At 52.1% G+C, this 14,113-nt stretch carries 11 protein-coding genes; 10 read left to right on the top strand and 1 reads right to left on the bottom strand.

Annotation, left to right across the window (positions count from 1 at the left end):
• The first annotated feature begins 29 nt into the window (after positions 1-29).
• From FGS84_RS12335 to FGS84_RS12290, 9 genes are all read left to right on the top strand, one after another.
• On the top strand, positions 30-1,430 hold the full coding sequence (locus tag FGS84_RS12335) for a D-alanyl-D-alanine carboxypeptidase family protein (protein WP_243129956.1): 1,401 nt from the start codon (positions 30-32) through the stop codon (positions 1,428-1,430).
• 275 nt (positions 1,431-1,705) lie between these two features.
• A complete protein-coding gene (locus FGS84_RS12330; protein WP_138308654.1) occupies positions 1,706-3,967 on the top strand; it encodes an SH3 domain-containing protein in 2,262 nt (753 codons plus the stop codon).
• 39 nt (positions 3,968-4,006) lie between these two features.
• A complete protein-coding gene (locus tag FGS84_RS12325; RefSeq protein WP_138308652.1) occupies positions 4,007-5,731 on the top strand; it encodes a cadherin-like beta sandwich domain-containing protein in 1,725 nt (574 codons plus the stop codon).
• A 238-nt stretch (positions 5,732-5,969) separates the two neighbouring features.
• The gene (gene asrA / locus FGS84_RS12320; protein WP_138308651.1) at positions 5,970-7,004 is read left to right on the top strand and encodes an anaerobic sulfite reductase subunit AsrA; all 1,035 of its coding nucleotides are present in this window, start codon (positions 5,970-5,972) and stop codon (positions 7,002-7,004) included.
• A 16-nt stretch (positions 7,005-7,020) separates the two neighbouring features.
• Positions 7,021-7,812, top strand: a complete 792-nt coding sequence (gene asrB / locus FGS84_RS12315) for an anaerobic sulfite reductase subunit AsrB (RefSeq protein WP_138308649.1) — start codon at positions 7,021-7,023, stop codon at positions 7,810-7,812.
• Between the two features lie 18 nt (positions 7,813-7,830).
• Complete coding sequence (gene asrC, locus FGS84_RS12310) at positions 7,831-8,880, top strand: sulfite reductase subunit C (RefSeq protein ID WP_138308646.1); 1,050 nt, start codon at positions 7,831-7,833, stop codon at positions 8,878-8,880.
• A 346-nt stretch (positions 8,881-9,226) separates the two neighbouring features.
• A complete protein-coding gene (locus FGS84_RS12300; protein WP_138308643.1) occupies positions 9,227-10,426 on the top strand; it encodes an FprA family A-type flavoprotein in 1,200 nt (399 codons plus the stop codon).
• A 227-nt stretch (positions 10,427-10,653) separates the two neighbouring features.
• Entirely contained in the window at positions 10,654-11,541 is an 888-nt protein-coding gene (locus FGS84_RS12295; RefSeq protein WP_138308640.1) for a hypothetical protein, read from the top strand.
• 149 nt (positions 11,542-11,690) lie between these two features.
• The gene (locus tag FGS84_RS12290; protein WP_138308638.1) at positions 11,691-12,044 is read left to right on the top strand and encodes a cupin domain-containing protein; all 354 of its coding nucleotides are present in this window, start codon (positions 11,691-11,693) and stop codon (positions 12,042-12,044) included.
• A 193-nt stretch (positions 12,045-12,237) separates the two neighbouring features.
• Here FGS84_RS12290 and FGS84_RS12285 read toward each other — a convergent pair whose 3' ends face one another.
• Positions 12,238-12,585: a helix-turn-helix transcriptional regulator gene (locus FGS84_RS12285; protein ID WP_138308636.1), complete on the bottom strand. Its 348-nt coding sequence runs from the start codon at positions 12,583-12,585 to the stop codon at positions 12,238-12,240.
• A 130-nt stretch (positions 12,586-12,715) separates the two neighbouring features.
• Here FGS84_RS12285 and FGS84_RS12280 point away from each other — a divergent pair, with 130 nt between their 5' ends.
• A complete protein-coding gene (locus FGS84_RS12280; protein WP_138308633.1) occupies positions 12,716-14,104 on the top strand; it encodes a sensor domain-containing diguanylate cyclase in 1,389 nt (462 codons plus the stop codon).
• Positions 14,105-14,113: the final 9 nt, after the last annotated feature.

Genomic DNA, 14,113 nt, shown 5'->3' with positions numbered 1-14,113 from the left:
AAAATAAAGCCAACTAGGCGGCGTCGCTTATGAAGCATTGGATTTTTTCGGTAATTTTGATTATTTCACTGGCCTGTACGCAGATATATGCGGCGGCAGACAGTTGGGCAGCGGTACCTGTGCGGGAAGAAGTGCAGGAGGGTCAGGAATGGGAGGCCCGGGAACAGCAGGTGCAGACGCTGGGAGCCCAGGTGCGGGAGGTCCGGGTGCAGGGGGACGGACTGAAGGAGGCTGCGGCGGTGAAGGGAACAGCGGGCGCCGCAGGGGCCGGGGAGACGGCGGGGGAAGGGGATTTCCTGAAGCTGTATGCCCAGTCGGCTGTGCTTATGGATGGAGATACCGGCAGGATACTGTATGGGAAGGGACAGGATATCATCCGGCCCATGGCCAGCACCACGAAAATTATGACCTGCATCCTGGCGCTGGAGGCAGGGAAGGGGGAGGAGACGGTGAAGGCGTCTTCCAATGCGGCTTCCCAGCCCAAGGTGCATCTGGGGGTGCGGGAAGGGGAGGAGTACAGGCTGGAGGACCTTTTGTATGCCCTGATGCTGGAATCCTACAATGATGCGGCTGTGATGATAGCGGAGCACATAGGGGGCAGCGTGGAGGGATTTGCTTCCATGATGAATGAGAAGGCGGCCGGGCTGGAATGCCGGGATACGTATTTTATTACGCCCAACGGGCTGGACGGGGTGAAGACGGATGAGCAGGGGAAGGAGCACATCCATTCGACCACTGCCTCTGATTTGGCGAGGATTATGCGGTATTGTGTGACGGAGTCGCCTGCCAAGGATGAATTTTTAAAGATAACACAGACGCAGAACCACTATTTTACGGATGCAGCGGGGAAGCGCTCCTTTAACTGCAATAATCATAATGCGTTTTTGACTATGATGGAGGGAGTGCTGTCAGGAAAGACTGGATTTACCGGAGGCGCCGGTTATTCCTATGTGGGGGCCATGGAAAATCAGGGAAGGACTTATGTCATTGCTCTTCTGGGCTGCGGTTGGCCGCCTCATAAGACATACAAATGGTCGGATGCAAGAAAGCTCTATAATTACGGATTGGAGCATTTTAAGATGAAGGATGTGTTCCGGGAGGAAACCTTTGCAGGAGTTCCAGTGGCAGGAGGACTGTGCTGGAAGGAAGGAGAAGGCGCCACGGACCAGGTGGAGCTTTCCATGGTGCTTAAGCCGGATGATATGCATCTGACACTGCTGATGGGAGAGGGGGAACAGGTTCAGGTAAAAAAGAAGGTTCCTTCTATATTAATGGCTCCGGTCAGGGAGGGGCAGCAGGTGGGCAGCGTGGATTATTACCTGGGAGATGTGCTGGTAAGAAAGTACCCTGTCTATGCATTGCAGGGCGTGGAGAAGCTGAATCTGAGGCGTGCCGCGGACCGCGTGCTGGATTTGTTTCTATGCAGATGACGGGAATGAATTTTCAAACAGCCCCTGGTACGGCAGAAAGGGGAAACAGACCTTTGGATAAGGGGATGGGAAGGGTGTTTTAAGGGGCTTTGGGCAGAATATGCCAGGATTTGCCACATTATTTAATCTTTTCTTACAAATTTTTGTATTATGTGAAGTTTCCGCCGTTCTTGTTGACATATGAACGCTTTTGTCATTATAATAGGGTTAATGTCATAAAATAGAAATTCATACGAATTCTGGATATGAATGAAGATACAGGAGATTTTTACATAATGAAGGGAAAAAAGTTAAAAAGGGGCCTGGCGATTGTGCTGGGACTGATGCTGGCAGTTGAGCTTCCGGCATCTGTGGCAGCGCCTTTTAAAATGTTTGATTCCTATGCATATACAGGGGCGGCCACGGTTAAGGCCACCTCTTTGAATGTACGCAGCGGGGCCGGCACCGGTTATTCCTCGGTGGGCAGGCTTGCGGCGGGAGCAGCGGTTACCGTTATCGGAGAGCAGCGCGGAACAGACGGCAATACATGGTATCAGATTCAATACACAGGCACAGGCGGTGCCGTGAACACCGGCTATGTCTCGTCACTTTACATCAGGCTTCCGGTGGCCTATACCACGGATTCTAATTTTGAAGCATATCTCACCTCACAGGGATTTCCGGAGAGTTATAAGAACGGGCTCAGGCAGCTTCACGCCCAGTACCCTAATTGGGTATTCAAGGCCAAGAACACAGGCCTGGACTGGAACACGGTCATTGAAAATGAGTCTGTGCTGGGGCGCAACCTTGTGGCCACAGGCAGTGTTTCTTCCTGGAAATCGGTTGCCAACGGAGCCTATAACTGGGACAACAGCACCTGGACAGGATTTGACGGCAGCAACTGGGTGGCTGCTTCCGAGGATATTATAAGGTATTACATGGACCCCAGGAACTTTCTGGATGAGACCTATGTGTTCCAGTTCCTCAACCATGAATATGATGCAAATACCCAGACAAAGGAAGGACTGAACAGTCTTATATCCGGCTCCTTCCTGTCAGGGACAACGAATTCCACGGGAACAGGGGGAAGTGATTTTTCCAGCGGACCAGGGGCTTCCTCGGAAGGACCCGGGTCAGGCAGTTCCGGTTCATCGGGCGGCTCCTCAGGTTCTTCCAAAGGGCCTGGCCGCAGCAGTACCTATGAGGATACACAGCATGGACCGGGAGTCTCCGGTTCCTCCGGCGGCTCAGGGGCGGCAGCCGTCTCTCCGGGAGGAAGCGGTTCCTCCGAAAGCAGTTCCTCCGGGGGAAGCAGTCCTTCGGGGAGCGGCGGTGAAGTGAGCCTGGAGCCGCCTCACGCATCCATTGAGCGCAGGGAGCGCAATGTGGTGGCTACCAGCGTAAGCCTGGTGGCTCCGGGACAGGACAGCTCCGGCAGCACCAATGGTCCCTCGCCCTCCGGACAGAGCGGCGGCAGCTCTTCCAGCGGCCCTGTGGCTTCGCCGGGGTCCGATAATGTGGTGGACCAGACCGGCACATCGCCGGGAGGCGGCTCCACAGGTGCGGCAGCTCCCTATGCAGACATCATCATGGGGGCGGCCGGTCAGTCAGGGGTAAGCCCTTATGTGCTGGCGGCCATGATTCTTCAGGAGCAGGGCAATAATGGTACAAGCCCTCTTATCTCCGGTTCCTATTCCGGTTATGAGGGATACTATAACTTCTTTAATGTGGAGGCATACCAGTCCGGCGCAGTGTCCGCCATTGAGATGGGACTCAGGTTTGCGTCCCAGTCCGGTTCCTACGGACGGCCCTGGAACACGGTGGAAAAGGCCATCCGGGGCGGCGCCCAGAACTATGGGGATAATTATGTGAAAGCTGGGCAGAATACATTTTATCTGAAGAAATTCAATGTCCAGGGGTCAAACCTTTATAAGCACCAGTATATGAGCAATATCCAGGGAGCTGCCTCGGAGGCGGCCAAGCTGTCCCAGGCTTATACGTCTGATTTGAAAAAGACGGCTCTGGAGTTCCATATACCTGTATTCAACAACATGCCTGAGCAGCCCTGTGTGGCGCCAACCGGAGACGGCAGCCCCAACAACAAGCTGTCCGGACTTGGAGTGGACGGCTTCAATCTGACGCCAAGCTTTAACAGGGATACCCAGGAATATAATCTGATTGTGGATTCTTCTGTGTCCAATATTACAGTCAGCGCATATGCATCGGATTCCAATGCACGTGTGGACGGCGCAGGCAATGTCTCCCTGCAGAATGGCGGAAATGACATTTCCATTGCTGTGACGGCCCAGAACGGAAGCGTAAGGACCTATACCATCCATGTGGTGAAGCAGGACGGCGGACCCACCCAGGGAAGCGCAGGCTCGCCCGTATATGGCGGCGGCAGTTCCGGCGGTACGGTCAGTCCGGACGGCAGCTCAGGCAGCGGCAGTTCCGGCAGCGGAGGCGGACCAGGCGGTTCGGGCGGACCGGGCAGTTCTTCCAGAAGCGGCAGCGGACCAGGCGGAAGCAATGTTACCATTGTAGAAGTGCAGTCCTGATAAAGGGAAGACATTATAATCAGAAAGTGGGAAATAATAATGATTAGACGGATGAGACATGCGGCTGCTGTTCTGGCAATGGCGTGCTTGATGACAGTCATGATGCCGGCACAGATGATGACGGCCTTTGCAGCAAATGCGAGAATCGCCTTTTCCGACCCCTCGGCAACAGTTGGGGGCAAGGTAAAGGTGAATATGAAGATAACCAGCAGCGATAACCTGGCCAATGCGGATGTGATGCTTTCCTATGATTCCAACATACTGGAATTTGTGGACGGCACCAATGCGGACGGAGGCGCGGGAGCTGTCCGGGTTCACGGTGATGCAGGTACGCCCAATACGGGTACCCTTGCATTTACCCTTAATTTCAATGCCATAGCAGCCGGGACCAGCAAGATTGAGGTTACCAGCCAGGAGATTTATGATACCAGCTCGCAGATAGTGACGGTAAACCAGCAGGGGAGCTCCACTGTGACAATCAGCGCCCTCCAGTCAGCTTCCAAGGATGCAACCCTTAAATCCCTCCAGATTTCACCCGGAAGCCTGACACCGGCATTTTCGCCGGATGTGGACACCTATGCGGTGACCGTTGGCACGGATGTGGATAAGGTTATTGTCAGCGCGGACTGTACCGACGACAACGCTACCAAGGTGGTCAGCGGAAACGAAGGCCTGCAGATGGGCGAGAACCGCGTGACCTGCCGTGTGACGGCCCAGGATGGGGAGACCATCAAGGAATACGTCATTGTGGTGACCAAGGCAGAGGGCGGCGCCAGTGCAGCGGACGGCGATGCTTCTTCCCAGGTACGGATGCGGATTGCTGAACGCGTCATCACCATTCTTCCTCCCGACCCGGAGGTGAAGGTTCCGGAAGGCTTCAAGGAGAGCACCATCAACATCGACGGCCACAAGGTTCAGGGCTGGGTATGGGGTTCTGAGGCAGAGCACCAGTACTGTGTTGTGTACGGCATGAACGAGGCCGGAGAAAAGGGCTTCTACCGTTATGACATGAAGGATGATGAGAGGACCATCCAGCGTTACTTTGAGGACCCGGCCATCAGCGGTTCCGTGACCAAGGAAGTGTATGATGAGCTGGCCCTTACATACGACAAGATTTATGATGATTACAGTCTCCTTAAGATACTGCTGATTGTGACCATTGTCATTGCTGTCATTCTGCTGGTCATCCTTCTGGTGGTTGTATTTACCAAGGGTTCCGGCAAAAAGGGCGGCAGCCGGGAAGAGACTGGCGGCAAGAAGGACGGACCGCGGGGCAGCCGGGGCAGAAACAGCAGGAAGGAACATGCGGAGGAGCCTGAACTTCCGGGGGATTCAGAGGCATATGAGGATTATGCCGGGGAGGAATACCAGGACTCTGGCGAGTACGATGAATCCCGGGAATATGAGGATGATTCTGTCTACGATGACGATGAGGATTACAGGGACCTTCCTGAGGACGATTACCTGCCTGAGGACGGGGACCAGGACATCTATGATGAGGATGAAGATGCATACGAGCCTGAAGAAGAGCCTCAGCTGGAGATTCCGGTGAAGAAGTCTGTGAAGCCGGTAAGGCCGGCACAGGCAGCCTTTGCACCGGTCCAGACACCAGCCCAGGCGCCGGCTCATACGCCGTCCCAGGCGCCGGCATCCAGGCAGAAGCCCCCTGTGAAGCAGGAACGGCCGGCTGTCAGAAGGGAAGCAGAGCAGCAGTCTGCAGAACCGGAAGGACAGGATGATGATTTTGAGATTTTTGACTTGTAATATGCGATAAGAGAACAGACTGACAGAACGTAAAGGCAGCAGCCATCGGGGATGATTCCCATGGCTGCTGTTTGCCTGTACACCCAATGGCAGGAATATGCCTTAATGATAAAATTTTATTATTAGACCATCACAATATATAATTATACTTTATTTTTGGGGGTTGTTATAATAATAACATAAGCCTTTTAATATAGAGTATATATAAGGGATAAAAGAATAAAGGAGGAGGCATTTCATGGGATACAGAATGGATTTGAAGGATGCCGACAGGATGTTTGCAAAGCTTCAGGAAGAGTATGAGATATGGGCGCCAAAACGTTTTGTGGGTAAGGGCAGGTATTCCGACACAGACCTGATTAAGTACGCCAGGGTGGACCGGGCAGAGGAAATTGAGTACAGGGAAAAATCGGATTTTCCGGCCAAGGAGGTTTTAAGCCCCATTACCCAGTCCCTGTTCTATTTCACAGAGGATGAATTCATTGAAAGCAAGGCGACTTCCAAGAAGCTGCTTATTTTTATGCGGCCCTGCGACATCCATGCACAGCACCATCAGGAGAAGATTTATCTGACCAACGGCGGTTACGAGGATATATATTATAAGCGTATGAACGAAAAGGTCAAGATTGTGATGATGGAGTGCGGCGAAGGCTGGGATACCTGTTTCTGCGTCAGCATGGGAACCAACAGGACCGATGATTATTCCATGGCAGTCCGCTTTGGGGAAGACGGACTGGAATTCCAGGTAAAGGATGATGCATTTGCCTCTTATTTTGAGGGCATGGAAGAATGTCCTTATGAACCCCGGTTTGTGGAAAAAAATGAGCTGACCCTTACCGTGCCGGAGATTCCGGATAAGGAGGTATTGACAAAGCTTAAGGAACATTCCATGTGGAGGCAGTTTGACGGCCGCTGCATCTCCTGCGGCGCCTGCACCGTTGCCTGCAGTACCTGCACCTGTTTCACCACAACGGATATCATATACAATGAGAACCACAATGTAGGGGAGCGCAAGAGAACTTCCGCCTCCTGCCAGGTAAAGGATTTTACCGACATGGCCGGCGGCATGAGCTTCAGGAACAGGGCCGGGGACAGGATGCGCTATAAGGTGCTCCACAAATTCCACGATTACAAGGCCAGGTTCAAGGACTACCATATGTGCGTGGGATGCGGACGGTGTATGGACCGGTGTCCGGAGTACATATCCATCGTGGCCACAGTGAACAAGATGGCGGATGCCATTGAGGAAATAAAAGCTGGAAAGCAGGCATAGGAGAGGGGATGCAGTCATGAATAATATAGTGAAGCCAGTGGCATGTAAGATACGCGAGGTAAGGCGGGAGAGCCTTCATGAATATACATTCAGGGTGGAAACGGATATCCGGCCTTCCCATGGACAGTTCCTGCAGCTTTCCATTCCAAAGGTAGGGGAAGCGCCCATATCCGTCAGCTCCTTTGGAGACGGCTGGATGGATTTTACCATCCGTTCCGTGGGTAAGGTGACGGACGAGATATTTGAGAAGCAGCCGGGAGACATTCTTTTCTTAAGAGGAGCCTACGGCAAGGGATGGCCGGTGGAACAGTTCCAGGGCAAGCATATGGTTGTCATTACCGGCGGCACCGGACTGGCGCCTGTAAAGAGCATGTTAAACATGTTCTGGGACCAGGAGGATTTTGTGAAGAGCGTGCACCTTATCAGCGGATTCAAGAACGAGGACGGAATCATTTTCAAGAATGATTTGGACCGCTGGAAAGAGAAGTTCACCACCACCTATGCTCTGGATACAGACCACAAGGATGGATGGGAGACAGGTTTTGTCACAGAGTTTGTGTCAGGGATTCCCTTCCGGGATTTTGGAGAGGACTACAGCGTTGTGGTGGTAGGACCGCCGCCCATGATGAAGTTTACCGGCCTGGAAGTGCTTAAACAGGGCGTTCCGGAGGAAAAGATATGGATGTCCTTTGAGCGCAAGATGTCATGCGCCGTGGGCAAATGCGGACACTGCCGCATTGATGAGGTGTATGTCTGTCTGGACGGACCTGTGTTCAATTATACCCAGGCCAAGTATCTGGTTGACTAAGAGAGGGGTGGCGAAGGAATGAATCATGATATTGATATAAAAAAGGTAAGAATCAACTGTTTCAGACAGTCCAAGGTGGCAGGAGAGTTCATGCTGCAGATGCGTGTGCCGGGAGCCATGATAGAGGCAAAGCACTTAAAGCTGGTGCAGGACCTGTGCGAGCGCTTTGGAAACGGCACCTTCCACCTGGGTACCAGACAGACATTTGACATACCGGGCGTGAAATATGAAAACATTGAGGAAGTAAATAAATACATTAAGGGATATATCCATGATGTGGATGTGGAAATGTGCGGCGTGGACATGGATGTGACGGATTACGGTTATCCCACCATCGGGGCCAGGAATGTTATGTCCTGTATCGGAAACGCCCACTGCATCAAGGGCAATGCAAATACATACGAGCTGGCCAGGAAGATTGAGCGTCTGGTATTCCCTTCCCATTACCACATCAAGGTGGCAGTGGCAGGATGTCCCAATGACTGTGTCAAGGCCAACTTTAATGATTTCGGCATCATGGGCATCAACAAGCAGGTCTATGACATTGACCGGTGCATTGGCTGCGGTTCCTGCGTGGATGCCTGCAAGCACCATGCCACAGGCGTGCTGAGCCTGAATCAGAACGGAAAGATTGACAAGGATACCTGCTGCTGTGTGGGCTGCGGCGAATGTTCCCTGATTTGTCCTACCGGCGCCTGGACCAGAGGAGATAAAAAACTGTACCGTGTAACCCTGGGAGGACGTACGGGCAAGCAGAACCCAAGGGCAGGCAAGCTGTTCCTTAACTGGGTTACAGAGGATGTGATTCTGGGCATGTTTGCCAACTGGCAGAAGTTTTCCGCCTGGGCCCTGGATTACAAGCCGGAGTATCTCCACGGCGGCCACCTCATTGACCGTGTGGGCTACAAGGAATTCGTAAAGCATATCTTTGAGGGCGTGGAGTTCAATCCTGAGGCAAAGATGGCGGATGACATTTTCTGGGCTGAGAATGAGCAGAGAGGAAACATGCATGTGATGCCCCTGTCCGAGCATAAGCACGCAGGTCCTCAGGAGCCGGCAAAAAAGTAGGAATCCTGGAATATAATCAGACAGCAGCAAAAGATTACAAACAGCGGGGATGCCGGGGCATACCCTGCTGTTTTTCTGCATTTTTTTACCTTTTTGCCAAAGGATACGGTCAGCGTGATATTTTGCGGACAGACAGGGATACTATATATGATAAGTACAGACAGCGGGAACGAAAATAGGGATGGCGGAGAAGGCAATACAGACAGCGGGAAAGGCAATGCGGATAATAGGGAATTATTAGTGTACACTAATTTATACAGTGACATTTTGGGGAAAATGTAGTATACTTCTAAGCGAAATAAATTGACGGATATTTAACATATTATGGACGAAAGGAAGAATGAATATGTACTGTGTAAAGCGCATCAATGATGATTTGTTCTGGGTTGGCGGTACAGACCGGAGGCTGGCCTTATTTGAGAACGCGTATCCTATTCCGCGTGGCGTATCCTATAATGCATATCTGATGCTGGATGAGAAGACGGTTCTGTTTGACACGGTGGACAGGGCAATCACGGAGCAGTTTTTTGAAAATATAGACGCACTGTTAAAGGGACGCGCCTTAGATTATGTGGTGGTGAACCACATGGAGCCGGACCACTGCGCCACCCTTGGAGAGATAGTGCTGCGCTATCCGGGGGTACAGGTGGTGTGCAATCCCAAGACCATTCCAATCATCAAACAGTTCTATAATTTTGACATTGACTCCAGGGCCATTGTGGTCAAGGAAAATGACACCTTCTGCACGGGACGTCATACATTTACCTTCCTCATGGCGCCCATGGTGCACTGGCCTGAGGTCATGGTGACCTACGATACAACAGACAAGACCCTTTTCTCCGCAGATGCCTTCGGCACCTTCGGGGCCATGAACGGCAATTTGTTTGCAGATGAGGTCAACTTTGAGAGAGACTGGCTGGATGATGCCAGACGCTATTATACCAATATTGTGGGCAAGTACGGTCCTTCCGTCCAGACCCTGTTAAAGAAGGCGTCGGGCCTGGACATCCGTACCCTGTGTCCTCTTCACGGACCGGTATGGCGCAGGGATATAAGCTGGTATGTGGACAAGTATCTGACCTGGAGCAGCTATGAGCCGGAGGAAAAGGCTGTGATGATTGCCTATGGTTCCATCTATGGCAACACGGAGAACGCAGCCAATATCCTGGCCTGCAAGCTGGCGGAGAGAGGGCTCAGGAACATCGCCATGTACGATGCCTCCTCCACCCATCCGTCCACCATTATCTCGGAGGCATTCCGCTGCAGCCATCTGGTATTTGCGTCAGCCACCTATAACGGAGGCATTTTCAGCAGCATGGAGCATGTGCTTATGGACCTGAAGGCCCATAACCTGCAGAACAGGACTGTGGCCCTGATGGAAAATGGTTCCTGGGGTGTGCTGTCAGGCAAGCAGATGAAGGAAATCATTGGCTCCATGAAGAATATGACTATTCTGGAACAGATGGTGACTGTAAAATCATCCCTGAAGGAATCACAGATGGAAGAACTGGACGCCATGGCGGATGCCATTGTGGACTCAATGTAACAGCGGTACTGAATCAGGTACAACCGTATTTAATCATGATTTGCCGGACAGCTTGTTGGGAGTTGTCCGGTATTTTATTGCGTTTTTTGTACTTTTTGTGTATTTTTGGTCGGAAATGTTGCATTATTTTGTGAAATTTAGTAGTATAGAAAATGCGTTCCCATATTTCAGGTGCTGAAAATTGGGAGGCGGAGGAAAATACAAATGATGTGAGAGGATATGATAACATGGGAATTATGAGACTGATTGAGGGGATAAGGGCGCAGAAGACAGTCAGCGTGTTTTCCGGCAGGCATGAATATTTATTTGCTGCCGGGAAATACAGTCCTGCCTGTCCGGACGGTTTTTGGGGAATCCGCGTCAGACGCAGGCCGGAGGCAGTTCCTGACCGAACCGGGCCGGATAATGGCCCCTTTTTATTTTTCGACAGCAGGACCAACCGGTTTCTGGATTTTACCGGGGGGCTGCTGGAGACATTATTTCCCATGTCCGCTGAACATTCCTACGATATGGCTGCCCTGGAACAGGAAGTGAACCTGCGGGTGAACCGGTATATTGCTCACAATCTGATATACAGAATACAGGAAGGCGCGGCAACGTATGGGCGGGAGGAATTTGACGAAGGAGAGATACGGGAGCAGGCGTATGTATGCTATATGACAGGGGCCGGCAGCAGCCTGCGCGTTCCGGCCCTGGTATTTGACATGAGCCAGTTCTGCCGTATGGACAGGCGGCAGGCAAGGGCAGGAGAGGGACCGTTTCTGGAGGCATACGCCCGTCTCATGATGCTCCATTTAAGCGAACAGTTTCCGTCCGGAGAGGTGGCAGGAAGCTTTCTGGAGGACATATGCAGGAGGGACACGGGCTGCCGTCGCAATTACGATATTATCTGCAGGGAATATGCAAAGGACTGCTATGTGGAGCAGGAGCTGGAACATCTGATGTTGGAGGCAACCGACAGCATGAAGCGGGCCAAGAGCCTGTGCCAGCTCCTAAAGGCCAAGGGCAGCGTGAAGCCCCATGTGGAGCTGGACCAGGAGATGTTAAGCGTCTCCCTGGCCCCGGACTGCACCAGCCCGGTTATTGGCAGGAAGCGGGAGCTGTATTATTCATGAAGGTATGTGCAAAATTCTTCCGCATGGGCCATCCTTAAAGGCCATTACCCGTAATGCCATCCTCAAATGCAGCCTCCGGACGTTGACGGACCCTGAGCAGGATGGTACAATGATGAATAGCCATATGGAATCACAGGAGGACAGGAATCATGATTAGAAGAAAAGACGAAATGGAAGCCTCGGTCAAGCATGAGGTGCAGAAGGGGATGGGGGATGTGACCTTCCATACCTTTATGACAAAGGAGGAGGCTTACGGCTCAGGAAGGACCTTTGCCAGGGTTGTGTTTGAACCGGGTACATCCATTGGGATACATGAGCATCATGGAGAGTTTGAAGGATATTATGTGCTGAAGGGCCGGGCCCTGGTTACGGATAACGGCGTGGAATCCGTGCTGAATCCGGGAGACTACCACATGTGCAAGGACGGGGACAGCCACGGCATTGCCTGTTACGGGGATGAAACCATGGAAATAATTGCCCTTATCATCAATGTACCGGCGTAGGCGGCATCAGTAGAGGCGTGTTTGTTCCGGACATGGGACAGGGCTGCCTGCTTTGGAAGGGTTGTTGGAATCCGGTTCCTGGCAGACAGCTCTGTGTTTTTGTCTGAAACATGTACTGCAATACGTAAAATTTCTGTAATGCAATGAATATTATATTGTATTTTTAGAATCCCTGTAGTAAAATAATATCTGATTATGGGGACTCAGACCCATGTTTCCGGACCATTTCAGCCAGGCAGCGTATGACGGGAAGCAGCTCCAGGGCTTCCTTCTCGCTGAGGCTGTGTAGTTCCCAGAACAGCTGCTGTTTGCCGTCCTCCATGGATTCGGTTCCTGGGTAAAAAATACGGTCGGCGGGGATTCTCAAAGTGGTCACCAAGGGATAGAGCACCTCAAATTTGGGGTTCCCACGGAAATTTTCTATATTGATAATGGTACGGACATCTATGCCCAGCTTCTCCGCCAGGGAAGCCTGGGACAACCCCTGTTCTTCGCGGGCTTTTCGGATGACCGTACCTAAAGTTTTAACGTAATCATGCATTGCGATTCACCTCAATACTAGTGTACACTACACTTCTTATATTATGAATTACTATGCAATACATATAAACAATGAATTGAAATACACCAAACTCCTGGATGGATTGCCGGGAGGGGGAAAGGATTTTTGCATGGGTGAACGGACAGAAGACAGAATGCAGGCGTGCATGAAACGTGTGGTGCTGGAACCGGTGCATGAACAGGAATATGCACAGCCGCTTCTGACATTATTTGACGAACTGGTGGCCTGGGACCTGGCATCAGGGAACATCCGCACGATATTTTACACAGAGGGCAGGGAACGGCTGCGGGAAAACCGGACAGCGCAGGAATTGCAGGCATTTGCCTGGAACCATGTACATCCCCGGGAGTGCAGGCAGTTCCGGGCGTTTTTCAGCTCCGCCCACATGGGAGAACTGTCCGGAAGCAAAACCCCTGATAAGCTTGTATTCAGGCAAAGGACTGCAGAGGGAGGGTATGTGTGGGTGCAGGCAGTGGCCATACCGGCCGGCAGCGGGAGTAATACCATTTTGTGCTATGTCCGTGACCTTGGAAAGGAGGAGCAGGAACGGTACATGCAGGAACAGATTATTGACCGGTACGTGTACAGGAAATGTGATTTCTTCCTGTGCCTGGACGGAGACACGGGCTACTATGAAATTCTTAAGAAGAATGACAGCCGGATTCAGGGACAGATGCCTTCTTCCGGAAATTATAAACAGGAGCTGGAAGCCTGTATCAGGAAGTACGTGGCGCCGGAGGACCGGGACATGCTTCTGGAGAAAGCATCCATGGGCAATGTGCTGGATGTCCTGGAACGGGAAGGCGAGCTGATGGTATCCTACGGGGAAACGGGTCAGGACGGTCAGTATGTCCGCAAATTGCTGCGCTATGTATATTTTGACAGGCAGGAACGCAAGGTCCTCCTTATGCGCCAGGATATCACGGCGGAGTACCTGGAGCAGAGCAGGCAGAAGAAGCGCCTAAACGATGCGCTTCTTCATGCAAGGATTGATTCGCTTACAGGGCTTTACAACCGCCAGGCCGTGAACGCCAAAATCAATGGAATCCTGGGGGATTGGGCTGTGATGCCTGCTTCGGTCCTGCTCTTTATTGACTTGGATAATTTTAAGACAGTAAATGATACCCTTGGTCACCGGTACGGGGACAAGGTGCTGTGCTCCGTGGCGGACTGCTTCCGCCAGGTCCTCCGCACCTCCGATATAATAGGAAGGGTGGGAGGGGATGAGTTTGTGGCCTTCCTTCCGGGTGTGGCTTCCGAAGAGGAGGCTGGCGAGTGCGCAGGACGCCTGTGCCAGGCCGTAAGCCGTATACCGGGTTTGAAACTGAAAGACCGCGGGCTGTCCTGCAGCATTGGAGGGGCCGTGTGTCCAAGGGACGGAAGGGATTACGATTCACTTCTCATGAAAGCGGATATGGCTGTCTATGAGGCCAAGCGCCGGGGCAAGAACCAGTTTGCATTTTACCAGCCCGGGATGAAACCCCATTCCGCGCCCTGATAAGGGTAA

The organism is Clostridium sp. 1001271st1 H5 (assembly GCF_005845215.1).
Classification (GTDB): domain Bacteria; phylum Bacillota; class Clostridia; order Lachnospirales; family Lachnospiraceae; genus Enterocloster.
Note: the sequence above shows the minus strand (reverse complement) of the source record. Positions and strands in the feature narration are given on the sequence as shown.

Excerpts from the sequence above, each read along its gene's own strand:
- FGS84_RS12335 (WP_243129956.1), top strand. The coding sequence starts at position 30 with ATGAAGCATTGGATTTTTTCGGTAATTTTGATTATTTCACTGGCCTGT.
- FGS84_RS12330 (WP_138308654.1), top strand. The coding sequence starts at position 1,706 with ATGAAGGGAAAAAAGTTAAAAAGGGGCCTGGCGATTGTGCTGGGACTG.
- FGS84_RS12325 (WP_138308652.1), top strand. The coding sequence starts at position 4,007 with ATGATTAGACGGATGAGACATGCGGCTGCTGTTCTGGCAATGGCGTGC.
- asrA (WP_138308651.1), top strand. The coding sequence starts at position 5,970 with ATGGGATACAGAATGGATTTGAAGGATGCCGACAGGATGTTTGCAAAG.
- asrB (WP_138308649.1), top strand. The coding sequence starts at position 7,021 with ATGAATAATATAGTGAAGCCAGTGGCATGTAAGATACGCGAGGTAAGG.
- asrC (WP_138308646.1), top strand. The coding sequence starts at position 7,831 with ATGAATCATGATATTGATATAAAAAAGGTAAGAATCAACTGTTTCAGA.
- FGS84_RS12300 (WP_138308643.1), top strand. The coding sequence starts at position 9,227 with ATGTACTGTGTAAAGCGCATCAATGATGATTTGTTCTGGGTTGGCGGT.
- FGS84_RS12295 (WP_138308640.1), top strand. The coding sequence starts at position 10,654 with ATGGGAATTATGAGACTGATTGAGGGGATAAGGGCGCAGAAGACAGTC.
- FGS84_RS12290 (WP_138308638.1), top strand. The coding sequence starts at position 11,691 with ATGATTAGAAGAAAAGACGAAATGGAAGCCTCGGTCAAGCATGAGGTG.
- FGS84_RS12285 (WP_138308636.1), bottom strand. The coding sequence starts at position 12,585 with ATGCATGATTACGTTAAAACTTTAGGTACGGTCATCCGAAAAGCCCGC.
- FGS84_RS12280 (WP_138308633.1), top strand. The coding sequence starts at position 12,716 with ATGGGTGAACGGACAGAAGACAGAATGCAGGCGTGCATGAAACGTGTG.